The 23772-nt window shown below is 46.3% G+C and carries 23 protein-coding genes; 17 read left to right on the top strand and 6 right to left on the bottom strand.

What is annotated here, in order from left to right:
* Nucleotides 1-10: 10 nt before the first annotated feature.
* Together SB24_RS06200 and SB24_RS06195 are read right to left on the bottom strand one after the other, a co-directional pair.
* Nucleotides 11-337, bottom strand: coding sequence for an antibiotic biosynthesis monooxygenase family protein (locus tag SB24_RS06200; RefSeq protein WP_039252410.1), 327 nt, complete (start codon nt 335-337; stop codon nt 11-13).
* A gap of 84 nt (nt 338-421) precedes the next feature.
* Nucleotides 422-784 carry a VOC family protein gene (locus SB24_RS06195; RefSeq protein ID WP_031379272.1) on the bottom strand — a complete coding sequence of 121 codons (363 nt, stop codon included), beginning with the start codon at nt 782-784 and terminating at the stop codon, nt 422-424.
* A 160-nt stretch (nt 785-944) separates the two neighbouring features.
* On the opposite strand from SB24_RS06195, the gene SB24_RS06190 reads away from it, so the two are divergent.
* The 5 genes from SB24_RS06190 to SB24_RS06175 all read left to right on the top strand — a co-directional run bounded on the left by SB24_RS06190 (nt 945) and on the right by SB24_RS06175 (nt 3900).
* Nucleotides 945-1811, top strand: a complete 867-nt coding sequence (locus SB24_RS06190; RefSeq protein ID WP_007408939.1) for an STAS domain-containing protein — start codon at nt 945-947, stop codon at nt 1809-1811.
* A 315-nt stretch (nt 1812-2126) separates the two neighbouring features.
* The gene (locus SB24_RS19465) at nt 2127-2300 is read left to right on the top strand and encodes a YezD family protein (protein WP_003155693.1); all 174 of its coding nucleotides are present in this window, start codon (nt 2127-2129) and stop codon (nt 2298-2300) included.
* Nucleotides 2301-2329: 29 nt separating this feature from the next.
* Nucleotides 2330-2632, top strand: coding sequence for an FMN riboswitch-binding regulator RibR (locus SB24_RS06185; RefSeq protein WP_039252406.1), 303 nt, complete (start codon nt 2330-2332; stop codon nt 2630-2632).
* Between the two features lie 91 nt (nt 2633-2723).
* On the top strand, nt 2724-3368 hold the full coding sequence (locus SB24_RS06180; protein WP_007408941.1) for a Bax inhibitor-1/YccA family protein: 645 nt from the start codon (nt 2724-2726) through the stop codon (nt 3366-3368).
* Nucleotides 3369-3546: 178 nt separating this feature from the next.
* A complete protein-coding gene (locus tag SB24_RS06175) occupies nt 3547-3900 on the top strand; it encodes a hypothetical protein (RefSeq protein WP_015416996.1) in 354 nt (117 codons plus the stop codon).
* Nucleotides 3901-4025: 125 nt separating this feature from the next.
* Here the strand turns inward: SB24_RS06175 and SB24_RS06170 are convergent, their stop codons facing one another.
* A complete protein-coding gene (locus SB24_RS06170; RefSeq protein ID WP_007408942.1) occupies nt 4026-4538 on the bottom strand; it encodes a MarR family winged helix-turn-helix transcriptional regulator in 513 nt (170 codons plus the stop codon).
* A gap of 150 nt (nt 4539-4688) precedes the next feature.
* Between SB24_RS06170 and SB24_RS06165 the strand changes: the two genes are divergently transcribed.
* Nucleotides 4689-5810, top strand: a complete 1122-nt coding sequence (locus tag SB24_RS06165; RefSeq protein ID WP_039252395.1) for an FAD-dependent oxidoreductase — start codon at nt 4689-4691, stop codon at nt 5808-5810.
* Nucleotides 5811-5846: 36 nt separating this feature from the next.
* Here SB24_RS06165 and SB24_RS06160 read toward each other — a convergent pair whose 3' ends face one another.
* Entirely contained in the window at nt 5847-6917 is a 1071-nt protein-coding gene (locus tag SB24_RS06160) for a DUF3900 domain-containing protein (protein ID WP_039252390.1), read from the bottom strand.
* A 164-nt stretch (nt 6918-7081) separates the two neighbouring features.
* Here SB24_RS06160 and SB24_RS06155 point away from each other — a divergent pair, with 164 nt between their 5' ends.
* The 11 genes from SB24_RS06155 (at nt 7082) to SB24_RS06105 (ending at nt 20835) form a co-directional block, all read left to right on the top strand.
* Nucleotides 7082-10264: a bifunctional cytochrome P450/NADPH--P450 reductase gene (locus SB24_RS06155; protein ID WP_039252388.1), complete on the top strand. Its 3183-nt coding sequence runs from the start codon at nt 7082-7084 to the stop codon at nt 10262-10264.
* Between the two features lie 292 nt (nt 10265-10556).
* Nucleotides 10557-11150 (top strand): hypothetical protein, encoded by a 594-nt coding sequence (locus SB24_RS06150; protein WP_015416999.1) that lies wholly within the window; start codon nt 10557-10559, stop codon nt 11148-11150.
* On the top strand, nt 11143-11454 hold the full coding sequence (locus SB24_RS06145; protein ID WP_007609957.1) for a winged helix-turn-helix domain-containing protein: 312 nt from the start codon (nt 11143-11145) through the stop codon (nt 11452-11454). Before SB24_RS06150 ends, SB24_RS06145 begins: the two co-directional genes overlap by 8 nt.
* On the top strand, nt 11455-12345 hold the full coding sequence (locus SB24_RS06140) for an ABC transporter ATP-binding protein (RefSeq protein WP_015239351.1): 891 nt from the start codon (nt 11455-11457) through the stop codon (nt 12343-12345).
* 14 nt (nt 12346-12359) lie between these two features.
* Complete coding sequence (locus tag SB24_RS06135; protein ID WP_031379276.1) at nt 12360-13100, top strand: ABC transporter permease; 741 nt, start codon at nt 12360-12362, stop codon at nt 13098-13100.
* Nucleotides 13101-13873: 773 nt separating this feature from the next.
* The gene (locus SB24_RS06130) at nt 13874-15802 is read left to right on the top strand and encodes a lipoteichoic acid synthase (protein WP_003155677.1); all 1929 of its coding nucleotides are present in this window, start codon (nt 13874-13876) and stop codon (nt 15800-15802) included.
* Between the two features lie 214 nt (nt 15803-16016).
* A complete protein-coding gene (locus SB24_RS06125) occupies nt 16017-16781 on the top strand; it encodes a glucose-1-phosphate cytidylyltransferase (protein ID WP_039252379.1) in 765 nt (254 codons plus the stop codon).
* A gap of 6 nt (nt 16782-16787) precedes the next feature.
* The gene (locus SB24_RS06120) at nt 16788-17756 is read left to right on the top strand and encodes a GDP-mannose 4,6-dehydratase (RefSeq protein ID WP_039252377.1); all 969 of its coding nucleotides are present in this window, start codon (nt 16788-16790) and stop codon (nt 17754-17756) included.
* Nucleotides 17757-17780: 24 nt separating this feature from the next.
* Entirely contained in the window at nt 17781-18692 is a 912-nt protein-coding gene (locus SB24_RS06115) for a putative nucleotide-diphospho-sugar transferase (RefSeq protein ID WP_007408949.1), read from the top strand.
* A gap of 28 nt (nt 18693-18720) precedes the next feature.
* Nucleotides 18721-19881, top strand: coding sequence for a glycosyltransferase family 2 protein (locus SB24_RS06110; RefSeq protein WP_039252376.1), 1161 nt, complete (start codon nt 18721-18723; stop codon nt 19879-19881).
* 15 nt (nt 19882-19896) lie between these two features.
* Nucleotides 19897-20835 carry a putative nucleotide-diphospho-sugar transferase gene (locus SB24_RS06105; RefSeq protein WP_039252374.1) on the top strand — a complete coding sequence of 313 codons (939 nt, stop codon included), beginning with the start codon at nt 19897-19899 and terminating at the stop codon, nt 20833-20835.
* Nucleotides 20836-20864: 29 nt separating this feature from the next.
* On the opposite strand, the gene SB24_RS06100 is transcribed toward SB24_RS06105, so the two are convergent.
* Both SB24_RS06100 and SB24_RS06095 read right to left on the bottom strand, forming a co-directional pair.
* Complete coding sequence (locus tag SB24_RS06100; RefSeq protein WP_007408952.1) at nt 20865-22094, bottom strand: MFS transporter; 1230 nt, start codon at nt 22092-22094, stop codon at nt 20865-20867.
* 117 nt (nt 22095-22211) lie between these two features.
* On the bottom strand, nt 22212-23597 hold the full coding sequence (locus tag SB24_RS06095; RefSeq protein ID WP_031379282.1) for a branched-chain amino acid transporter BcaP: 1386 nt from the start codon (nt 23595-23597) through the stop codon (nt 22212-22214).
* Nucleotides 23598-23772 lie beyond the last annotated feature (175 nt).

The following is a 23772-nucleotide window of genomic DNA, read 5'->3' as shown; positions in this document are numbered from 1 at the left end:
ATGCTCTTTATTATTTTTCGTGTACGCCTGTTTTAACGGCTCTGACATGATACATACCGACATCCGTCCCAAGCATATAATCAGGTTTCGGCTTGCCTTGGTTTGCTTTGTGGGCCGCGATGTGGTCTTCGCTTTTTTCCCATTGTTTCCAATGGTCTTCTGACTCCCAGCGGATTAACACGACGACTTCTTCATCACCGCGGCGGACTTTTTTTTCCAGGACCGTTATGTCTATCAAACCTTCCTGCTTTTCAATCACGCCTCCTGAACTGAAGCGTTCGATTACTTTGTCGGCATGTCCTTCTTTTACGGTCATTTTTCTGATTTGCACGAACATCTGGCAACTCTCCAATCCTTTTCACGCTTTATCCAACATTTTAAATGAAAATGATTCTCAAAGTCAATTAAGATGCCTGACGGATTACGATTTCAGGAGAAAGACATGACCATCCTCATCTTTAAATTGCACGAAGCTGCCCCATTCCATTTGTTTCGGTTCATCTAAAAAGGTGATGCCGTTCTTTTTCATCTGTTCGTATGCGGCAAAGACATCTTCACACTCAAATACGATAGAAGCCTTCATATGCTCGGCCCCTTTCATCATCGATTTCGGATAAATCACCAAATGAGTGGCGGCTCCTTTGGGCGCTACCTCAAGCCAGAAGGCGCCCGGGCCCATCGGATGCTCGGCGACGGTTTCAAACCCCGCTTTTTCCGTCCAGAATGTTTTCGCTTTTTGCTGATCATCAGTGTATACGGCGACTGTCGCGATTTTATTGATCATCATACTGACCTCCTGTTTCATTTCTTTTATAGTGTATCCTCCTGTCGAAAAAAGCAATCAAAAGCTTTAATGTGCCGGTTTTTTTAATTTCTCTAGTGCGATCGGCGATTCCGATTTATAATTTAAACAAAAGTACATATTCTTGAAAGAGGAGACGGCAGTGAACAAAGACCAATTACTTCATGATTATATTATTACACATTCGGCAGAGCTGACGGAAAAATGGCTCAAGCTGAGACGGAAGCTGAGAGGGCGTTTTTATTCTGCGGATCAATTAAGTGAGGAAATGAAACGGCTGCTGATCGAGCAGCATACCTTTACAAACACGGTCATCGCAAGCGCTTTTTTGGAAGATCCGGCCGTTTTTCAGCATAACAAAGAAAAATGGGCCGCACAGGTAGCGAAAAGCAGAGTGGAGCAAGACGCGGAGGTTCATGAGGTCGTTGAGGCGATCGGCAATTCAAGAACCGTCTTTTGGGAGGCGGTCACCCGTTTTATGGATGAGCATCAGGACATCGTAACAAACGAGGATGCCCGCCGCTGGAATCACCTTGTCAACGGCTCGTTTGATCAGCTGATGACGGATTTTACTGAACAGTTTCAGAAATTAATGATCGCGAGGCTGTCATCTCAGCAGGAGCTTATTTCCGAATTGAGCTGTCCGGTTATTTTGATCGCGGATACGATCGGCACTCTGCCGCTCATCGGATCGATTGATACGAGACGGGCACGCGTGATTTTGGAGTCGGTGCCGGAAAACTGTGTCGCCAAACGGATCACAAACCTTGTGATTGATCTGTCCGGTGTGCCCATTGTCGATACGATGGTGGCGCAGCAATTGTATATGCTGTCGAAAACGTTATTTCTCCTCGGCATCAGAACCGTGTTTTCCGGCATTCGGCCTGATGTGGCACAGACCTCTATCCAATTGGGGCTTGATTTTTCAGAGTATCAAACTTACGGCTCCCTGGAGCAGGCGCTCGCCAGCATGGGTGTCACATGTGTGATCGAGGAAGCAAAAGCATAGAAAAAAGGGTGCTCCGTCCAGAGGCGGGGCGCTTTTTTTGTCAGCGGAAAACAATGTAAATATGTCGGAACTTGAAGATTGCATTCTTAAAAACAGCTATATGACGCCTTGGGAGTCGATTTCGGGATGACACGGTTTAAATCAAAGCGAAGGAAGTGAAAGTTTTCGCAAAGAAAACATATCCAAAAATTGTGTAAATGTTATTGATTTCTGAATGAAAACATAATAGTATAATTATATATTTCTTATCAGAATAGTATGAATTAAAACACTCATTGTCAAAAGACGAACGGCCAGACATAAAGGGGGAGCATGATGACGTCCAAAGGAAACGTAGATCCGCATGTGATCGAAAAGATTATCAGCGCGCTGGAAACGCTCGATTTCGGGACAGTTCAGATTACGGTTCATAATTCCCAAGTGACACAAATTGATAAGGTGGAGAAATATCGATTTTCCCTGAAGAGCAAAGAAGTAAAACAATCTTAAAAAACAGCCAATGACAGGAGGCGGTACATATGAAGCATTCAACTGTTCCTTTCCGGGAGATCCGGTATCTGCACCTGCCCGAAGTGCGCTTTCTGCATTGGTGCACGAAGCAATACGGCATTAACAAAGGCGTGCTCAATACAATTGACGGCTGGTTTTATGATGCGGGCGTCATTCCGATTCCCGTCAGGCGTCTTTATGTGCTGGCATTTCTCGATTTCGCGAAAACGCCGGGGCAGAAGGGGAATATCCGATTCGGGCACGGCGGATTGACGAAAAAACTGCATGATTTCATGGATATGCAGGAGTGCGCAGCAAAACGTCAGGCCTGACATCCTTAAAATCTTCTTAAAATCATGCAAATTTCTCCCATTTTATTTATAATAGACCTATCAAGATCATTTTTTTGGGAGGACTTTTGACATGCAAACTGCTGCTTATGAGAGCAAACAATCTATTATGCAGCGCATTATAACGGTATTTGTGTTTACACTGTTAGTTGCGACAATCGGCCTGTATACGGGCCAGTTCATTCCGCCGGCATTGATGCTGCCGCTGTCGGTCTTAGAGGTCGTCATGATCATCGCCGCATTTTGGCTGCGCCGAAAAAAAGCCGTCGGATATGTGTTTGTGTTTTCATTCGCTTTCATTTCCGGAATGACGCTGTTTCCGATTATCAGCCATTATGCGTCCGCAGCGGGGGCCTATGTCGTATTGGAGGCATTCGGTTCATCGTTTGTGATTTTTGCGGTGCTCGGCACGATCGGCGCTAAGACGAAAAAGGACTTGTCATTTTTATGGTCCTTCTTGCTTGTCGCTGTTATCGCACTTCTCGCAGTGGGGATCTTTAATATTTTCAGCCCGCTGAATTCCGCCGCCATGATGGCGTATTCCGTCATCGGGACGATTGTGTTTTCAATGTACATCTTATACGATCTGAACCAGATCAAGCACCGGGACATCACGGCTGACCTGATTCCTTTGATGGCATTGACGCTTTATATCGACTTTATTAACTTGTTTATCAACCTGCTACGGTTTTTCGGAATTTTAAACAGTGATGATTAACCGCGCGAAAAAGGCGCCCTGCTGAGAGGGGCGCCTTTTGTTAATTTCTAAGAGTTTTGAATTTTTACTCTCCTAAGCCATGAGATCCCCTTTGTCATACGTTTGCCAGCTAGAAGTGAACGGAGGGTTTGTCATAATAACAAGCCTGTTTCAAAAAATTTGAAAGGGGAAGGATATTATGCCTTGTAGTACAGATTATGCAACATATGTATTGAGAGTTTGTACCGATGCGGATTCTTATTCTGCAAAAGCTACTTCCATTGATTGTGTAGCATCATATGGGGGCGGGACAATCGCAACATTTGATTATTCCATGACAATTGATGTTTGGAACGGTTCAAAATGGGTGGCTAATGAAACAAAGAAAGGTTCTTTCAGTCACTCAACACCTAAAAAAGTATTTAAACTCTCAAATCAAAAATCGTTAAAAAAAGGATCAAATAGTGTGAGAGTGAGGTTGAAGACTAAAAATCGATATACAAATGTAACTTCCAGCATTAAAACACCTGCATTTATAGTGAAGAGAAAGTAATTTTAAAATTATTTCTTCTGAAACAGCCTGAACAAACAAATGTGCAGGCTGTTTTTTTATAACCCTCATCTTTTTACTTCAATTTCCATCTCATAGAAATTTGCCTTTGTTTTTACGATACTACTTTATGTTCTGCCGCCGGAAAACAGCAGAAGCTTATCAAATAATACTTCAAGCATTTTTGTCAATTCCGCTTTTTGTTCAGCGGTGAAGCTTTCCATGACTCCTGAAATATTGGAGAAGTGGCCGGGAAGAAACAGCATCAGCTTTTCTTTTCCTTCTTTTGTGAGTTCGATGCTGATTTTTCGTCTGTCGCCGGTATGCCGGCTGCGGTTTACAAAGCCGTCCCGTGCGAGTCCGTCGATCAATCCGGTGATGGTCGCTTTGGTGACGTTGGATTTTTTCGCCAGCTCTGTCGGACTCAGGCTGTGTCCGGGTGCGTCAAACAGAAACATTAAAATTTTGAATTTCCCTTCGGACAATCCGTGACTTGAGAAATAATGCTCCATGACCTGATTCATTTTTTTAGACATATCAAATAACGTCAAAAATGTTTTCAATGATTCAGCATCCATATCGGCGTAAATCTCAGCGCGTCCGGCAATCTGCGAGTAATCCGGCAAATGTCTCAACTCCATTTTTGTAAGCCTCCGTACCATTTTAGTGATTCAAAGTATAAGCTTGCCGGATTCAAAAGGCAACTTATAAAGATTGACAGTTTTTCAGCCTATATAGTAAGGTGGCTAATAGTTAATAAGTGATAAATAAATAGAGAAGGCGGTATCGTGATGAACCATGAAGTGAAAAAGATCATCATAGCGGGCGGAGGGATCGGCGGCCTGTCCGCAGCGATTTCTCTCGGCAGAGCGGGTTTTGAAGTGACCCTTTGCGAGGCGGCGTCCGGCATGCGAAAAAGCGGAGCGGGCATTCTCCAGCCTCAAAATGCGCTACGGGTGCTTCGGGAAATCGGTGTGTATGATGAATGCTGTCAACACGGCTTTCAAACGGAATGGCTGAAGCAGCATGATGAAAACGGAACGCTGCAGTTTAAAGTGAGTGAGGCGTTTTTAGATGATTCATTGCCGGGGCGGAATAATATATTGCGGCAAACGTTAAACGATATCCTCAAAAAGCATGCTGAAGCGGCGGGGGTCACGATTCTGCTCGGTAAAAAAGTCGTGTCTTACGAAGAAACGGCAGATGAAATAACGGTGCATTGTGCAGACGGAACCATGATGACGGCTGACATTCTCGCCGGCTTTGACGGCATCCGCTCCGCTGTCCGCGATCAAATGCTGCAAAGAGAAGTGAAAACAGAGTATCTCGGCATGGGAGCGCACAGATTTTACATTTCTTTTCCCGAGCCGATATTTCATGATTCAACACTGATGTATAAAAAAGGGCAGACGCAGGTCGGAGTCGTGCCGCTCTCTGAAAAAACAGGATACGTATTTATCATCCGGCCGTATGACGCTGACTTCAGGGATGACGAGGACACGCGTTTTGAACGGGTGAAAGACTTGCTGCGCGGAATTCCGGGAGTAAAGTTTGTGACAGAGAATATGTCAAAGGAATATCCCGTTTTGTTTCATAAGATTGAGCAGATGGCGGTCAAAGAACCGTGGCACAGAGGCCGCGTCGTTCTGGGCGGGGATGCCGTCCATGCAGGAGCGCCGACATTGGCGCAGGGAGCGGCGATGGCGATTGAAGACGCGATTGTGCTTAGTGAAGAACTGCGAAAACACGAAAACCATGAAACTGCATGTCAAGTATACTTCGAAAGACGGGCGGAGCGGGCTTTACAGGTGCAGAATCTCTCATCTGAAATCGTCCGCCGCGAGATAAAGGGAACGCCCGGCGTCCAAGACATCATGAGGGAATGCTATCGATTGCTCAAAGAGCCTTATTAAATAAAGCAAGTCCAGAACATGGCGTCTGGACTTTTGTCAGTCTTGTTCAGATTTATTCCGTATCCGTTCAATCACCTCCTGCAGCCCCTCAGGCTTGTGAAACTCCACCGGCGAACTGCCTTTTTCAAACGAGATCGTCTCCGCCTCAATGAGCGCGACATAGCGCCCGTTCACTTTTGCGAGATGGATGGATTCGCCGAAATCAGCCAGTAATCCTTTAATCTCTGTTTCTCCTACTTTCATTTTCAGCTCGGCTTCCGGCGTGTGTTCAATGATCTGCGCGGATGCCTCGATGACTTGATGGGTGTCGAGGCGCTCCTGAATTTCCCGCTTTTCACTCGCTTCCCAAATTTCAATGTCGTGCTCAAACTGCTGAAGCTCTTCGCTGTTTTCTTCAAGAGTTTCATACACGTGCTCCTGCACCATGTTCATGACTTGGTTTTTCATGATTTCCGGCATCGATTCGCCGTATTCGACAAATTTGAGAAAATCTTCGAAATAACGGGCGTGCGAGGCCTGGTGGATTTTCAGCTCATGCTCTTCCGTCATGCCTTCTTCCGGCATATACGGATATTGAATGCTTTTCATGTTTTTTGTCGTGATGGCCATTTCGACCTTTTTAATGAGAGACGAGGCGTCTGAGATGCGGGCGACCTTCGGCTCGAAATCGCATTTCATCATAAAGACGAATTTGTCTTCAAAATACTTGCGCGGAACGGCCGATGCCACGATAAAAACACCGCCGCGCACGGCGCTCGTGTCAAGGTAAGTGCGGACGAACTGCTCGCTTGCTTCGATAAATGCTTCCTTCGTATCCGCAAGTCTGGCGCGGTTGAAAAGGTTGTAATTCGGATTTGAATCAAGCTCATGGCCCGGCTCCATGATAAAATGGCCGATTTTTGTTGGGACCTGCTCGGATTGCGGATGCCGTTCGGCTTTCCGTTTGACGATTTTCTTCAATTCCCCGTCAAGAAAATCCTTCAGCTCGCTTTCTTCAAATTCTTCCGTGTCAAGCGTCTGGAAATGTTTGAACTGTTTGTTTGCCTGTTCGTCTTTTCCTTCCACTTGAATGACATAAAACGATAAAAACTTGATTTCAAAATCCATATGTGAACTCACCTTATTTCTGTATTTAACAAGCCTCTCCAGTATAGAAAAAACCGTTATCGATCGTCAATCCGATGATTGATCCGTGACGGCGGATAATCGGCCGGTGAAAAGGGCAATGTAGTTGGAAGGAACGCATCAATGTGTTAGAAAGGGTGTTATTCATGAAGGAAACAGGTCCGATTCCGCAGCCGAAGACATTCGGCCCGCTCGGCAATCTTCCTTTGCTTGATAAAGACAAGCCTACAATGTCGCTGATCAAACTGGCAAACGAGCAGGGGCCTATTTTTCAGCTGCATACCCCGGCGGGCGCCATTATCGTCGTGTCCGGCCATGAACTGGTGAAAGAGGTTTGTGATGAAGAACGGTTCGATAAAAGCATTGAAGGAGCTTTGGAGAAAGTCCGGGCGTTTTCCGGTGACGGGCTGTTTACAAGCTGGACGCATGAGCCTAACTGGCGAAAGGCGCATCATATTCTGATGCCGACCTTCAGCCAGCGCGCGATGAAAGATTACCATTCGATGATGACTGATATCGCGGTGCAGCTGATTCAAAAATGGGCTAGGCTGAACCCGGATGAGGCCGTTGATGTGCCTGCTGATATGACCCGCCTGACGCTTGATACGATCGGGCTTTGCGGCTTTAACTATCGGTTTAACAGCTATTACAGGGAAACGCCTCATCCGTTTATCAACAGCATGGTGCGCGCCCTTGATGAAGCGATGCACCAAATGCAGCGCCTTGATGTTCAGGATAAGCTTATGATCAGGACGAAGCGCCAATTTCATCATGACATTCAGGCGATGTTTTCGTTAGTAGACAGTATTATCGCAGAGCGCCGGTCAGGCGGCCGGGATGAAAAGGATCTGCTGGCCAGAATGCTGAATGTGGAAGACCCGGAAACGGGCGAAAAACTTGATGATGAAAATATCAGGTTTCAAATCATCACGTTTTTAATTGCCGGCCACGAAACGACCAGCGGCCTGCTTTCCTTTGCCATCTATTTTCTGCTGAAACATCCCCGTGTTTTGGAAAAAGCCTATGAAGAAGCCGATCGGGTATTGACCGATCCCGTTCCTTCATATAAACAAGTACTGGAGCTTAGTTATATCCGAATGATTTTGCAGGAGTCATTGCGCTTATGGCCGACCGCCCCTGCGTTCAGCCTTTATGCGAAAGAGGATACGGTGATCGGCGGGAAATATCCGATCACGCCGAAAGACAGAATTTCCGTCTTAATTCCCCAGCTTCACCGTGATAAAGACGCGTGGGGAGACAATGCGGAGGAATTTTATCCGGAGCGGTTTGAACATCCTGATCAAGTGCCTCACCATGCGTATAAGCCGTTCGGAAACGGTCAGAGGGCGTGTATCGGTATGCAGTTCGCCCTGCATGAAGCAACTCTTGTTCTGGGGATGATTCTGCAGCATTTTACCTTTATCGATCACACCGATTATGAGCTCGATATTAAACAGACACTGACGATCAAGCCCGGCGACTTTCATATCCGGGTGCGGCCGAGAAATAAAGAAGCCGTTGCGGCTGCTCTCCCGGCGGCTGAAAAAGCGGCGGAAGACGTCGAAAAAGAAAAACGGGAAACAAAAGGCGCATCCATTATCGGGCTTGATAACCGACCGCTTCTGATTCTGTACGGCTCAGATACGGGAACCGCAGAAGGCGTGGCGCGGGAGCTTGCCGATACTGCCGGGATGCACGGCGTCCGGACTGAAACGGCGCCTTTAAATGACCGGATCGGAAAACTGCCGAAAGAAGGAGCTCTCTTGATCATTACGTCCTCTTATAACGGAAAGCCTCCGAGCAACGCGGGACAATTCGTTCAATGGCTTGAAGAAGTCAAACCCGGGGAGCTGGAAGGCGTCCGGTATGCCGTCTTCGGCTGCGGTGATCATAACTGGGCGGCGACATATCAGGCTGTACCGAGGCTTATTGATGAGAAGCTTGCCGAAAAAGGGGCGGAACGCTTTTCCTCCCGAGGCGAGGGGGACGTCAGCGGCGATTTTGAAGGAAAGCTTGATGAATGGAAAAAAAGCATGTGGACGGACGCCATGAAGGCATTCGGTCTCAAGCTGAATGAAAATGCCGAAAAAGAGCGAAGTGCGCTGGGCCTTCAATTTGTCAGCGGGCTTGGCGGGTCTCCTTTGGCACAGACGTATGAAGCGGTTTACGCATCCGTTGCGGAAAACAGGGAACTTCAGGCGCCGGAAAGCGGCCGGAGCACAAGGCATATCGAAATCACTCTGCCGAAAGAGGCTGCCTATCATGAAGGGGATCATCTCGGCGTGCTGCCGGTAAACAGCAAAGAGCAGGTCAGCCGTGTTCTCCGCCGGTACAATCTGAACGGGAACGATCAAGTGCTGCTGACGGCCAGCGGACAGAGCGCGGCTCATCTCCCGCTCGATCGGCCGGTCAGGCTGCATGATCTTCTGAGCAGCTGTGTCGAATTGCAGGAAGCGGCATCAAGGGCTCAAATCCGGGAAATGGCCGCTTATACGGTCTGCCCGCCGCACAAACGGGAATTGGAAGATTTTCTTGAGGAGGGCGTCTATCATGAGCAAATCTTAACATCGCGCGTCTCGATGCTCGATCTCCTTGAAAAATATGAAGCGTGTGAACTTCCGTTTGAGCGATTTCTGGAGCTTTTGCGTCCGCTGAAGCCGCGGTATTATTCGATTTCAAGTTCGCCTCGGAAACATCCCGGGCAGGCCTCAATTACCGTCGGCGTCGTTCGCGGCCCCGCCCGGAGCGGTTTGGGGGAGTATCGCGGAGTCGCTTCGAATTATTTAGCGGACCGCGGCCCTGAGGATGGTATCGTGATGTTTGTCCGCACTCCGGAAACACGATTCCGGCTTCCGGAAGATTCGGAAAAACCGATTATTATGGTCGGTCCCGGCACAGGAGTCGCCCCGTTCCGCGGGTTTCTGCAAGCCCGGGCGGCGTTAAAAAAAGAAGGAAAAGAGCTGGGGGAGGCTCATCTGTATTTCGGATGCAGAAACGATCATGATTTTATTTACCGTGACGAGCTTGAAGCTTATGAAAAAGACGGAATCGTGACGCTTCATACGGCTTTCTCCCGCAAAGAAGGCGTACCGAAAACGTATGTGCAGCACTTAATGGCGAAAGACGCCGGCGCTTTAATTTCCATCCTCGGCCGGGGAGGGCACCTCTACGTATGCGGCGACGGCAGCAAAATGGCGCCCGATGTAGAGGCAACGCTGCAAAAAGCGTATAAGTCGGTCCACGAAACAGACGAACGGCAAGCGCAAGAATGGCTTTTGGACCTCCAGACAAAAGGCATTTACGCAAAAGATGTTTGGGCGGGGATTTGACCGATTTGATGAAAAGGACTGGATGACTCCAGTCCTTTTTCCTTCAAGAAAATGAATTGCTTTCCAATCGATATACATTCGGTTTGTCAGCAATCTGAAGGCTTTGTTGTGAGATCTTATAACAAGATAAGGATGTCTCACAGTGGTGGAAGGATATCAGCGCCAAGAGTCCCATCTGCTGTTTCCAAGACTAAATAGTTGCGCCTATTTTGGATAAAACCTCTTTACAAATATATGGAATTAGAATATACTCTGTTTCACAAAGTACTTTGTAAAAAGAGGAGCCTGTCTTATGTCAAATCAGAATTTTCGAGAATCAGAGATAGCTGAAAACTTATCTCATATCAAGGTCTTGACGAACTACAAGACTGAGTACTCAAGGCAAACCAGTCCATATTTCATTATTTGGGGCTGTATATGGATTATTGCGTACTCCGTTTCTTTATGTAAGGTACCTTCTGTAGTCCTTGCTTGTGTCTGGTTAATACTGGCAGTATTAGGGTGGATACTGACTTTGAAGACATATCTTAAGCAGAAACAATTTGATCCCATGCCCACTTTCTTAAAGAATCAATTAAAATATGCATGGATTGGATTCATATTAATGGTATGCATTTTTGTTTTCCTGATTTTAATGGGATTATTGCCGCGAACAGGAGAATTTCTATCGTTTTTGATTGTGTTAATGGTGTCTATTATGTACATATTCTTAGGCATCGTGTTAACAAAAGAGATTTTTATTATGGGATTTTGGCTGAGCATACTCGGTATGCTTACATTCTGTTTATTTCCTGAGGCAATGAATATTGTTTTTGCATTTATTGGCGGAGGCAGCCTATTACTTACAGGAATGATTTTGAAAAGAAAAGGGCAAGGAAATGAGTAATGTTAACAATATCAATGATTTAATACATGCCAAAGTACGGTTGGGAATTATGAGTTTACTGATGACTTATGATCAATGTGATTTTACTTTCCTGAAAAAGTCATTAGACATCACAGATGGGAATTTAGGTTCGCATCTGAAAAAGTTAGAAGATGCAGCTTATATAGAACTAACCAAGAAGTTCGTATCCAAAAAGCCGAAGACTATTGTTCAGATTACGAAAGAAGGGAAAGCAGCCTACAAGGAGTACATTAATACAATTGAATCCATATTTAAAATAAATAACAGTGGGGGAATGGTGTAAATGCTGCAAGTTGAACATATAAGTAAGCGCTATGGCACGACTCTGGCTTTGGACAATGTGGCTTTAACAATTCCGAAAGGAGTCTGCTATGGACTTGTTGGACCGAACGGATCCGGCAAATCTACCTTAATTAAGATCATCTCACGCATCATCCGGGAATATGACGGTAAGGTTGAATTTGTCGGTAATGAAAATGGCAGACTGGGTTATGTTCCACAGGATATCAGCCTTGAAGAAAAATTAACCGCAAAGACCAACATGGAATTTTTCGGAAAGGTGCATGGACTAAATGGCTTAAAACTAAAGCAAACAACAAAAAAACTGTTAGAAGATATCGGGTTGTCAGAAAGGACAAACGACGTTGTGGAGAACTTTTCCGGAGGAATGAAGCGCCGTTTAAATATCGGGTGTGCACTAATGCACGATCCAGACTTAATTATTCTAGATGAGCCGACGGTAGGCGTGGATCCGCAATCACGCCGCTACATTTTTAACATCGTAAATCGACTCAAAAAAGCCGGTAAAACCATTATTTATGTGAGCCATTACATGGAAGAGATTGAAACTCTTTGTGACTATGTAGCTTTTATCGACAGAGGGCAGATTATCGATGAAGGAGAAATAAATGAACTGCTTAAACGACATGAAGAATCATCTATTATGTTTAACTCCTCATTGTCTCATGAATTAATAAAGAGCCATGGTTTTGAGTTTTCAGTCGTTAATTCAGGGCTGATAATAAAAACCAAAAAACCTTTAGAAACCATGGAGCGCTTAATTAGCGTCAGTAAGGAAAACAATATTGTGCCTCATCAGTTGTTTTTATATAAGCCAAAATTAGAAGATGTATTCTTTAAACTTACCGGCACTGATTTGCGTGATGAAGAATAAAGGGGGAATTTATCATGTTACCGCTCGCTCAAATTGAAACGCTAAAACAGTTAAAGGATAAGTCTCTGTTTTTTTGGACCATTATATTACCCATTGTGTCCATCATATTGCTGATTGAGCTATTTACGACAGACAGTACAAACAAAACTTTAGTAGCTTCTCAATCCGTAACCGGCATGAGCGTATTCTTTTCAACATTCATTATTATCTCCATCGTTATAAGTTTTGTAAAGGATCGGGAAAAAGGAATTGTATCAAGACTGGCAAGTACCCCTTTAAAGCCTTATAACTTCTTCTTAGGAAAAAGTACCCCTTTTTTAGTCATAACTTTTATGCAAATTCTTCTCCTTTCCGTTCTGGGAATATTTCTGTATGATATTGAAATTAATAATTTTCCGGCGTATCTGTGGGTTGTTGTGTTGATATCTTTACTGGTTACATCCTGGGGAGTTGCCATTTCAGTCTTTGCAAAGACTGAAAATACCGGTTTGATCATGACAAATGTGATTGCATTAGGTACCGCTGTTGTATGCGGTTTATGGACCCCTTATGATCAATTACCAAGCTATCTTCAAACTATTGGAATGCTCTTTCCGCAGTACTGGGCGCATCAAGGGTTAATTCAATCGGTCTCGACGATATCGGGAGGAGAAAGTCTAATATGGGTAACCCTTGTTGTACTGAGCTATACAATACTGGGATTTATAGTTTCTCTAATTGGATACCGGCATTACATTAAAATGGCAAGAAACTAGACCGCTGAAGAATGGGTCATTAAAACGCAGCTGGGACTAAAAGGAGAGCGGGAAATGATAAGTGAAAAACTAAAACTGTATGTCGAGGCTCTATTTAAAAAGTACGAAAGAAATTCGTTACTGAGCAGAAAAAAACGGAGCTAATTCCTTTATTGGCGGGTTTGATGAAACCAGTTCACAATTTTTTTCGCTAATGAGAAACAGAAATTTGCAAGACGCGTTAAGGACCAGTGTTGGAGAACAGTTTAAGCAGTCACAAATGCCAGCTCTGCTGCATGGTTGGATTATAAAAAACAAAAGGTAAACGTGAAGAAAGCATTTTTGTATATCTTTAGGGTCTAAGCGATAATTTGACAGGTAAAGGACTGGATGACTCCAGTCCTTTTTTTACATCAGCAAAAAAAACCTTCAAGTTTTTCAGCCCCTTTGCATACAATAACTTCAGCCCGCCTGTTGGGCGGCTGTCTTTGATATTCATTTTTCGTTTTTAGAAGTTTGTGTTATTCTTATATTTGGTATCTCCTATTTTCAGACCGGGTCTGATACGGTACCTTTTAATGCCAGAAAAAAATGTGAAACGAAGAACGGATATCCTGCGTCTAATGGCTGGCGGGATAAGATGTTCAATGGGCATGACACGAATGATAAATATATCGTTTTTTTAAATGGTGTGTTTATGGGGCTGTGTGATGCTTTCGTTTTGCTCGGAAAGCAGGAATTGAAGCAAAAAGTAAGAATACAGATTTAAAGTGTTTAGGAAAGTAGAGGTTGCCATGAAGAAATTATTTTCTTACAGACTTAGTTTTTTTGTACTGGCTATTATTTTGTTTTGGGCCAAAACGTATTTAGCCTATCATGCTGAATTCAACCTTGGGGTGAAGGGTCCGACGCAGCAGTTTCTGCTTGTGATCAATCCGTTCTCAAGCGCCATTTTCTTTTTAGGACTGGCATTGTTTGCGAAAGGCCGCAAATCAGCGATTATCATGGTGATTATTGATTTCATCATGACGTTTATTTTGTATGCAAATATCCTATTCTATCGATTCTTCGATGATTTCTTGACATTCCCGAACTTAAAGCAATCCGGTAATGTGGGAAATATGGGAGACGGCATCTTCAGCATTATGTCCGGCCATGATATTTTATACTTTGTTGATATTATTATTTTAATCGCGCTTCTGGTGTGGAGACGTGAGCTGAAGGAATTCAAGCTGAAAAAACGGTATACGTCATTAATTATCGTGACGGGTATTGTTTTGTTCTTCGTGAACCTGGCGATTGCCGAAGAGGACCGCCCGGAGCTGCTGACAAGAACGTTTGACCGCAATTACATTGTAAAATACTTAGGCCTTTATAATTACACGATTTATGACGGCGTACAGACGGCGCAGACGGAATCCCAGCGGGCATATGCCAGCAGCGATGACCTGACGAGCGTTGAAAACTACACATCGTCGCATTATGCGAAGCCGAACGCCGAGTATTTCGGCAAGGCCAAAGGCAAAAACATCATTAAGATTCACCTGGAGAGCTTCCAATCGTTTTTGATCAACTACAAACTTGACGGAAAAGAAGTCACGCCGTTCCTGAATAAACTCGCCCGCGGCGGAGAGGACATGACGTACTTTGATAACTTTTTCCACCAAACGGGCCAAGGTAAAACATCTGACGCCGAGCTGATGATGGATAACAGCCTGTTCGGACTGCCTGAAGGGTCAGCCTTTGTGACAAAAGGGGAAAACACGTATCAATCGCTTCCTGCCATCCTTGACCAAAGTGAGGGCTATACAAGCGCCGTTTTACACGGTGACTACAAATCATTCTGGAACCGTGACCAGATTTACAAACATATCGGCTACGATAAATTCTTTGACGCCAGCACATACGATATGTCTGATGACAACCTTGTCAATATGGGACTGAAGGATAAACCATTCTTCAAAGAATCCATTCCGAAGCTTCAATCGCTGAAACAGCCGTTCTACGCGCATTTGCTCACGCTGACGAACCATTATCCGTTTACGCTTGATGAAAAAGACGCAACGATCGAAAAAGCGAAAACGGGCGACGCGACTGTGGATGACTATTTCCAGACGGCGCGTTATCTCGACGAGGCGCTTGAACAGTTCTTTAAAGATCTGAAGTCATCCGGTTTATATGACAACTCGGTGATTATGCTTTACGGAGACCACTACGGAATCTCTGAAAACCATAACCGCGCGATGAAAGAAATTCTCGGCAAAGAAATTACGCCTTATCAAAACGCGCAGAATCAGCGTGTGCCGCTTATGCTTCGCATCCCTGGCAAAAAAGGCGGGGTGAACCATACGTACGGCGGTGAAATGGACGTTGTGCCGACGATCCTTCACTTGGAAGGCATCGATTCTAAGAAATATATTAATTTCGGCACCGATCTCTTCTCGAAAGACCATGATGATACGGTGACGTTCCGTAACGGAGATTACGTCACGCCGAAATATACTTCCATCTCCAATGTCGTATACGATACGAAGACAGGAAAAGAACTGAAAGGCAATCAGGAAACGAAAAACCTGAAAGCCAGAGTCACAGAGCAGCTGAAGCTGTCTGACAGCGTGATGTACAAAGACTTGCTCAGATTCCACAAATTGAGCGACTTTACGCCGGTTGATCCGTCTAAATATCATTACGGCAAAGAAAAGCTGAATCAGGATAATAAATAATAGAAAGAGCCTTACGGAATTTCCGTGAGGCTCTTTTTTTTGTGTATCTTCACCAATCTGAAAAAAGAGAGAGCTTTTGGTCACAAAGGGCGCCAATCTCTCATATCTTACAGTAGATTTTGAAACCGGTGATAGAGAATCGGACAAATTATCGGGTTGGTTTCTCTTATACGGGCGGTTTCGAATCCAATATTCACAGAGAAGAGGGGTAGAGATGAAAGCAGTCATTCTCTGCGGCGGAAAAGGAACGAGAATGAGCGAAATCACCAATGAACGTCCCAAACCGCTCGCCATGATAGGCGGCAAACCGATTCTATGGCATATTATGAAACTCTATCAATACTATGGCGTGAACGAATTTATCCTGCTTCTTGGTTTCAAAGGAGAGATGATTAAGGAATATTTCTTAGATTATGACTGGAAGAATCACAGCATGACGCTGGACAGCTCTACCGGAGAAGTGCGGATATTGGGAAAATCCGAGCCGTGGAAAATCACTTTTTTAGACACGGGGGAACACACGCAGACAGCGGGGCGGCTTTTACAGGCGAAGGACATCATCGGTGATGAAACCTTTCTTATGACGTACGGGGACGGACTGGCCAACATCAACCTGTTTCATCTGATCAGCTGTCATCAATCAAAAGGGGCAGCGGCAACCGTCACCGGTATAGAAAAGTCCTCGCAATTCGGAACGTTGACGGTTGAAGACGGCATGGCGAAAAGCTTTTCTGAAAAAACCTCGAGTGACGGCATCATCAACGGCGGATTTTTCGTACTCAGCCCGAAGGTATTTGATTATCTGCCGAAAGACAGGGATGTCATGTTTGAAGAAGAACCGCTGAAAGAGCTGGCGAAAGACGGCGAATTGGCGGTATACCGGCATTACGGTTTCTGGACGGCGATCGATACGTATAAAAACCTGCTGGAAATCAACAAGATGTGGGACCGGGGACAACATGTATGGAAGGTATGGTGATCAAGTTTGAGTTTCTGGAAAAATAAAAATGTGTTTGTGACGGGATGCACAGGTCTTTTAGGAAGCTGCTTGGTGAAGGAACTGATCGATCAGGGGGCCAATGTGGCGGGACTTGTCCGTGACACTGTGCCCAAGTCGAACCTGTATCAGGGAGAACAAGTGAAGCAAATGAATATCGTGCAGGGCGCGCTTGAAGATCTGGATGTGATTGAGCGGGCGCTGGGCGAATATGAAATTGACACGGTCTTTCATTTAGCCGCTCAGGCGATCGTCGGCGTCGCAAACCGCAATCCGATTTCCACATTTGAAGCCAATATTCTTGGCACATGGAACATCCTTGAAGCGTGCCGCAGGCATCCGCTCATCAAGCGGGTGATCGTCGCGTCCAGTGATAAAGCGTACGGCGACCAGCCGACACTGCCGTACGATGAAAACATGCCTCTTCAGGGCAAACATCCGTATGACGTATCAAAAAGCTGTGCCGATTTGTTAAGCCACACATATTTTAATACGTACGGACTTCCGGTCTGTATTACGCGCTGCGGCAACTTGTACGGCGGCGGAGATTTGAACTTCAACCGGATTATTCCGCAGACGATTCAGCTCGTGCTGAACGGTGAAGCGCCGGAAATCCGCAGCGACGGCACATTTATCCGTGATTATTTTTACATCGAGGATGCGGTCGAGGCATACCTTTTGCTGGCGGAAAAGATGGAGGAGCTCAATCTTGCGGGAGAAGCGTTCAACTTCAGCAATGAGATTCAGCTGACGGTGCTGGAGCTTGTAGAAAAAATTCTTAAGGCCATGGACAGTGACCTCAAGCCGAAAGTGCTCAACCAGGGAAGCCATGAAATCAAGCACCAATATTTATCGGCGGAAAAGGCGAGGAAGCTTCTGAATTGGACACCCGCACATACCATTGATGAAGGATTGGAAAAAACGATCAAATGGTATAAAGCCTTTTTTCAAAAGTAACAGAAACAGAGGTGAGAGAAAGACGTGACAAGCGCATATTGCACAGTTTTATCAAAAGGAAGGCTGTATCAGGCTATCGCTTTGTTCGGCTCATTGAAAGCGGTTCAGGCGGACGCCCCCATTTTTACTTTGTGTATGGACCAAGACACCTATGACGTGCTTCAGGCAATGCGGCAGGATAATGTCACCTTGATTCAGGTGTCCGCACTGGAAAATGAGGAGCTCCTTGAACTGAAGCGGACGAGGGATCAGAGCGAATACTGCTGGACGGTGAAGCCGGTATTTCTCGAATTCGTGCTGGACGGACATCCGGAATTAGAGCGTGTCACGTACATTGATGCCGATTTGTTTTTCTTCGCTGATCCGCGCGCGATTTTTGACAATCAGCCGGATTGTTCGGTGCTTCTGTCACGGGGCGATATCGTCATTCCCTCATTTGGAAAACAGGAAATCGACATGCTGCAGCGTCTTTTAGGCCGGTATAATTCCGGTTTTCTCAGCTTCAAAACCGACAGTGCCGGTACAGATTGTCTCAGATGGTGGAAAGAACGCTGCCTGGAAGAATGCAAAAATGCGCCGGGCGAAGGAAAATTCGGAGATCAAGGCTACTTGGATTACATGTCCGGCCTGTTCCCGAATGTGTGTGACATCACCACGCCCGGCGTGAATATCGGCCATTGGAATTACGGCCGCCACACGTTTTCATGGAAGGACGGGCGTCTTGTGCTCGAAGACGGAAGTCCGCTGATTTTCTATCATTTCAGCGGATACCGGATCGTTACAGCCGGCGACATTCGGCAGATTCATGAGACGGACCGGACCGACCTGCCGTTTGTCCATCAGCTTTATCAGGACATTCTGAAGCGGGTGATCGGGACGGTCAGCGCCGTCTGCCCGGAGTTCAGCGGCTTTGCATCTGAGGATGATAACAAATAAATGATCATATACAGGAAGTGAACGAAAAGTGAAGGCAAGCGTCATTGTTCCCGCATATAATTCCAAGGAGCGGCTTTATAACAGCCTGCTGTCCCTGAATGAACAGGAATGCACAGAGCCGTTCGAAGTGATTGTGGCTGACAACGGTTCGGAAGACGGAACCTTATCCATGCTTGAATCATTCAGCGCGAATTTTCCGCTGATTTTTGTGAGAATTAAAGAAAACAGAGGGATCGCTTACGGACGGAATCAGGCGGTCCGCAATGCCCGAGGCGATATTTTGATCTTCCATGACAGCGACATGCTTGCCGAAAAGGATTTGGTGGCGAAGCATATCAAGGCTCATGAGAACCGGGACGATCTTGTCGTATGCGGTATGTTCTGGAAGCGGATTTACAGCTTTTATTATGACCGTTTTGAAAAAGAGCATAAAGAGAAACTCGCCGAACTGTATGAAGAGCTGCCGGGCGATAAAGAGCCGCTCCTTGATGAAAGTGATATCAGAGACGGAAGTTTTCTTGACCAATGCTTTGATTTAGATACCGACTTTATCCGTGTGCTGAAAAGTATTTTGGAAAAATACGGAGATGATTTGAACGGCTACCGTCTGCCATGGCGTTTTTTCATTACGAACAATTCGTCAGTCAAGAGACAGCACGTGGCAGATCTCGGGCTGTTTGATGAAGGCATTGTCAGATACGGCTTTGAAGATTATGATCTCGGCATCAGGCTTCATCAGTCGGGAATGAGATTTCAGCTGCGGCGCGATATCATGAGCGTCCATCAGGAGCATCCGAGCAACTGCGCTTCCGTTGATGATATCAGGGCGAATATCGCGTACATGTGCGACAAGTACAATGACATTCATTCGCTTGACGTGCACCTCGCGTTTAACGGCCCGTTTGACGCGGAGTTAACCAACAGCATGATGGCAGACATCGAAGTGCTGCTTGATTATGAGAAATATGAAAGCCTGCTGCACATTTTTCTCGAGCTGCTGCACGCGGTTAAAGACCGCAACCTTGACCCGGACTGGAAGACGAAAAGCCCGCGGATCACGGCGAACAGCTTCCAGCTGCCGGAGGTCGGAAAGCTTTTGGCAAAAGCGGAAAAAAAGCTGGGCGTCACGCACTTTGCAAGGGCGTTCAAAGCGCTGACTGCTGATTTACTGCATGTGGATCTTAAATAAATTGGATGTGATATGGTGAGTAAATATCATTTTTCAACCATTGTTTCCAGAACGCATATCTTTAAACTGATGCCGATGATTCATTCTCTCCATGAGCATTGCCGGGATTTTCATCTGTATGTGCTGTGTGTCGACCAGAAAGCGTACGAACTGCTTCAGCAGGTGCCGTGGGAACATATCACGGCGGTTCAGCTCCATGAAATGGAGGACCCGGAGCTGCTTGAAGCAAAGGGCGGCCGGACGTTTCATGAATATTGCTGGACGCTGAAACCGGCATTTCTGTTCCATGTGATGACGGAGTATGATGGAGCCGAATATTTTGCCCACTTGGACACCGATCTCTTTTTCTTCTCAGATGCGGGCGAGCTGTTTGCGGAAAAGCCGGATGCTTCCCTTTTTCTGACGGATCACCGCAATTCAGAACGGTTTGCGTCTTATTACAAGCTGACGGGGCAGTACAACACCGGGTTTGTCGGCGCGCGGAATACCGGGGAAGCGTATCGGGCGGTCTGGCAGTGGAGACAGGATTGCATCTCCTATTGTACGGTGGAGATGAATGAAGAAAAAAAGACATACGGTGACCAAAGGTATGTTGAAAAGTGGCCCGCGCAGTTTGAAGACGTTCATGTCACGGAGTCGATCGGCGCGAATGCGGCGCTGTGGAATATTGAGCAATATGACGTCAGCCTGCGCGGCGGGGCTGTATATGTCAATGACACCCCGCTGATTTTTTATCATTTTTCAGGCTTTACGCTCGTCACGGAGAACGAATTCAATCTGTGCTGGTACTATCACATTGATGACGAGGCGACAGTCAATATGATTTACGTGCCGTACATCAAAAACGTAAAAAAATGGATTGATGAAATTCAAAAAGCGTTTCCTGATTTCAGAGACGGGTTTATTCCGAAGTATGCGGTTCCTGACACTCATTTTTATACGGTTGAAACATAAAATCCCTGCCTTTTCGGCAGGGATTGTTTTTATGAATGCCATTCTTTTAATGTTTTGTCGCTCGGCAGGACAAAGGCGAGCAGACCTAAAACGGGCAGAAAGGCGACGGCTGTCATGGTCGGCGTCAATCCCGCTGAATCAATAAGAGCACCGAGCGCAACGGCTCCGATCGCGCCCATTCCGAAGGCGAGCCCGACCGTAAGCCCTGACATCGTTCCGATTTTGCCTGGAACAAGCTCCTGCGCGTAGACAACAGTCACGGAGAAGCTGGACATCAGAACAACACCGATCAGCGCCAGTACGCCATAGGCGATGACAGGCCCCGCAAACGGAAGGAAAATCGTCAATGGAGCCGATGCTATCATCGAAACGATGATGACGTTCCGCTTTCCGAAACGATCTGCAAGCGGCCCGCCGAGAAACGTTCCGACAGCTCCGAAAAATAAAAAGACGAAGATATAGCTCTGTGCCTGCTGAATGCTGACATGATAGGCATTCATCGCATAGAACGTATAAAAGTTGCCGATCGCGCTCACATACCAGGAGCGCGCGAAAATTAAGAAGATAATCATGATAAGGGCGAGAATAATCGGTTTTGTAATCACGGTCTGCACGGCGGAGGCCGGTGATTTTTTACTTACGGCGCGCAAATGAATAAGGCGGCCTTTATACCATTTGGCGATATAAATGAGAAACAGTACAGCGATTGCGGCGACTAGCGTAAACCAGACAGAGCCGAATTGACCGAGCGGAACGAGAATCAGCGCGGTAATCAAGGGCGCCATCGCCTGGCCGGTATTCCCTCCGACTTGGTAAATCGATTGCGCCAAGCCGCGCTTTTCGCCGGCGGCCATGTAGGCGACACGCGATCCTTCAGGATGAAAGACGGCGGAGCCAAGGCCGATAAAAAAGACACAGCATAAAATCGTCAGAAAAGACGGGGCGAACGCGAGACCTAAAATGCCGAGCATGCTTGCGGTGAGTCCGAGCGGCAAGGCATACGGCATCGGGCGTTTATCCGTATACCAGCCGATGACGGGCTGCATCACGGAAGACACCATATTCAGCGTAAAGGCGATAATTCCGAGCTGCGTAAATGTAAGATTCATGGAACGTTCCAATATCGGAAACATCGCCGGAATCACCGCTTGCAGTGAATCGTTCAGCAGATGACAGATCCCGATAATGAACAAAATAGAATACATGGTTGTTTCGGGACGATGGACAGGTTTTTCTTTAAGCGGGGCGGCAATTGCCAAAGTGATTCTCCTCCTTTTTATGTAAACGAAGCATACACCATATTATTCATAAGGTGAATGAATTATCAAGTGCAAAAAAGGCTCTTCTTTCTCAAACAGAAAAAAGAGCCTCCCTTTTTATTTATTTAACAAACTGTGTTTTCTCGAATACATCATATAAACGACGATCCCGGCGGCGATCCAGATGACAAAGGCGAGCCATGTCACGCCCGGCAGGCTGCTTGCGAGATACAGGCATAAGCATGCGCTGATGATCGGCACAAAAGGCACGAAAGGAACACGGAAGGAAGATTTGATCTCCGGATGTTTCTTTCTTAAAACGATGACGGCGATCGCAATGACCGTAAAGGCCGCCAAGGTTCCCATGTTGACGAGATGCGCCAAGGTTCCCAGATCAATAAAACCCGCGATCCCGGCAGCAGCGATCCCCGTCACCCATGTGTTTTGAAACGGTGTTTTAAAACGCGGGTGAACCTTGGAAAACATGCGGGGCAAAAGGCCGTCTCTGCTCATCGCAAATGTAAGGCGCACCTGAGCGTAAAGCAGAGCGAGCATGACCGTTGTAATCCCGATAATCGCGCCGACGGAAATAATGCCTGCTATCTTGTTCTGGCCGACAAATTGGAGCGCGAAAGATACCGGATCCCCGACATTCAGCTTAGTGTACGAAAGCATTCCCGTCAGGACGAGCGATACCGTAATGTAAAGGACGGTGCAGATGGCGAGCGCGCCGATGATTCCGACCGGCATTGATTTCTGCGGGTTTTTCACTTCTTCCGACGCGTTTGACACGGCATCAAATCCGAGATACGCGAAGAAAACGGTCGCGGCGCTCGTGATGACGCCTTTCATTCCGAACGGCATAAACGGCGACCAGTTTTCCGGTTTCACGTAGCCGAAACCGACGATGATAAACAGCAGAATGATCGCAATTTTCATCAATACAATGACATTGTTAAAGCGGGTGCTTTCTTTCACGCCCCTTGAAACAATCGCGGTAATGACCAAAATAATGATAACGGCCGGCAGGTTGAACACGGCACCCGTTTTGCTGCCGGGTGCGGCGGTCAGCGCCTCCGGAAGATGCAGCCCGAAGCCCGCAAGAAGCGACTGGAAATAGGATGACCAGCCGGTTGCGACGGCGGCGAGCGCGATGACATATTCAAGCATTAAGTCCCATCCGATTAAAAACGCGAGACACTCCCCGAGAGTGACATATGAATACGTATATACGCTGCCTGAAATCGGAATGGATGAAGAAAATTCCGCATAACAAAACGCGGCGAGCGCGCAGGCAAGGCCCGCGAGCACAAACGACAGAATCAAAGCCGGTCCTGCGCCTGTCGCGGCCACAGTCCCGGTAATCACAAAAATCCCCGTGCCGACAACACAGCCGATTCCGAGCAAAACCAAGTCAAAAGCGCTTAACGAGCGGGACAGGCTGGTCTGTTTGCTCTGGGCCTTTAAGTCGGCCAGCGGCTTTTTCCGAAATAGTAAAGACATATGGGTCCTCCTGAAAATTCATAATATTCTTATCATTATATACACTGACGTTTGTATTATATTGTCGAAATTTCTCGCAGTCAATTAAAGAATTTTCCACTTTAAAAGGACAAAGCTAAAAAGCGTCGATGCACGGAAGGAACGGGAATTTTATTGTGAAATAGTTCAATTTTCT

It is taken from the genome of Bacillus sp. Pc3 (assembly GCF_000815145.1).
GTDB classification, from domain to species: domain Bacteria; phylum Bacillota; class Bacilli; order Bacillales; family Bacillaceae; genus Bacillus; species Bacillus velezensis.
The sequence above is the reverse complement of the archived record's forward strand: the minus strand, read 5'-3'. Positions and strand labels throughout refer to the sequence as shown.

Excerpts from the sequence above, each read along its gene's own strand:
- SB24_RS06200 (WP_039252410.1), bottom strand. The coding sequence starts at position 337 with ATGTTCGTGCAAATCAGAAAAATGACCGTAAAAGAAGGACATGCCGAC.
- SB24_RS06195 (WP_031379272.1), bottom strand. The coding sequence starts at position 784 with ATGATCAATAAAATCGCGACAGTCGCCGTATACACTGATGATCAGCAA.
- SB24_RS19465 (WP_003155693.1), top strand. The coding sequence starts at position 2,127 with ATGACGTCCAAAGGAAACGTAGATCCGCATGTGATCGAAAAGATTATC.
- SB24_RS06185 (WP_039252406.1), top strand. The coding sequence starts at position 2,330 with ATGAAGCATTCAACTGTTCCTTTCCGGGAGATCCGGTATCTGCACCTG.
- SB24_RS06180 (WP_007408941.1), top strand. The coding sequence starts at position 2,724 with ATGCAAACTGCTGCTTATGAGAGCAAACAATCTATTATGCAGCGCATT.
- SB24_RS06175 (WP_015416996.1), top strand. The coding sequence starts at position 3,547 with ATGCCTTGTAGTACAGATTATGCAACATATGTATTGAGAGTTTGTACC.
- SB24_RS06170 (WP_007408942.1), bottom strand. The coding sequence starts at position 4,538 with ATGGAGTTGAGACATTTGCCGGATTACTCGCAGATTGCCGGACGCGCT.
- SB24_RS06165 (WP_039252395.1), top strand. The coding sequence starts at position 4,689 with ATGAACCATGAAGTGAAAAAGATCATCATAGCGGGCGGAGGGATCGGC.
- SB24_RS06160 (WP_039252390.1), bottom strand. The coding sequence starts at position 6,917 with ATGGATTTTGAAATCAAGTTTTTATCGTTTTATGTCATTCAAGTGGAA.
- SB24_RS06155 (WP_039252388.1), top strand. The coding sequence starts at position 7,082 with ATGAAGGAAACAGGTCCGATTCCGCAGCCGAAGACATTCGGCCCGCTC.
- SB24_RS06150 (WP_015416999.1), top strand. The coding sequence starts at position 10,557 with ATGTCAAATCAGAATTTTCGAGAATCAGAGATAGCTGAAAACTTATCT.
- SB24_RS06145 (WP_007609957.1), top strand. The coding sequence starts at position 11,143 with ATGAGTAATGTTAACAATATCAATGATTTAATACATGCCAAAGTACGG.
- SB24_RS06140 (WP_015239351.1), top strand. The coding sequence starts at position 11,455 with ATGCTGCAAGTTGAACATATAAGTAAGCGCTATGGCACGACTCTGGCT.
- SB24_RS06135 (WP_031379276.1), top strand. The coding sequence starts at position 12,360 with ATGTTACCGCTCGCTCAAATTGAAACGCTAAAACAGTTAAAGGATAAG.
- SB24_RS06130 (WP_003155677.1), top strand. The coding sequence starts at position 13,874 with ATGAAGAAATTATTTTCTTACAGACTTAGTTTTTTTGTACTGGCTATT.
- SB24_RS06125 (WP_039252379.1), top strand. The coding sequence starts at position 16,017 with ATGAAAGCAGTCATTCTCTGCGGCGGAAAAGGAACGAGAATGAGCGAA.
- SB24_RS06095 (WP_031379282.1), bottom strand. The coding sequence starts at position 23,597 with ATGTCTTTACTATTTCGGAAAAAGCCGCTGGCCGACTTAAAGGCCCAG.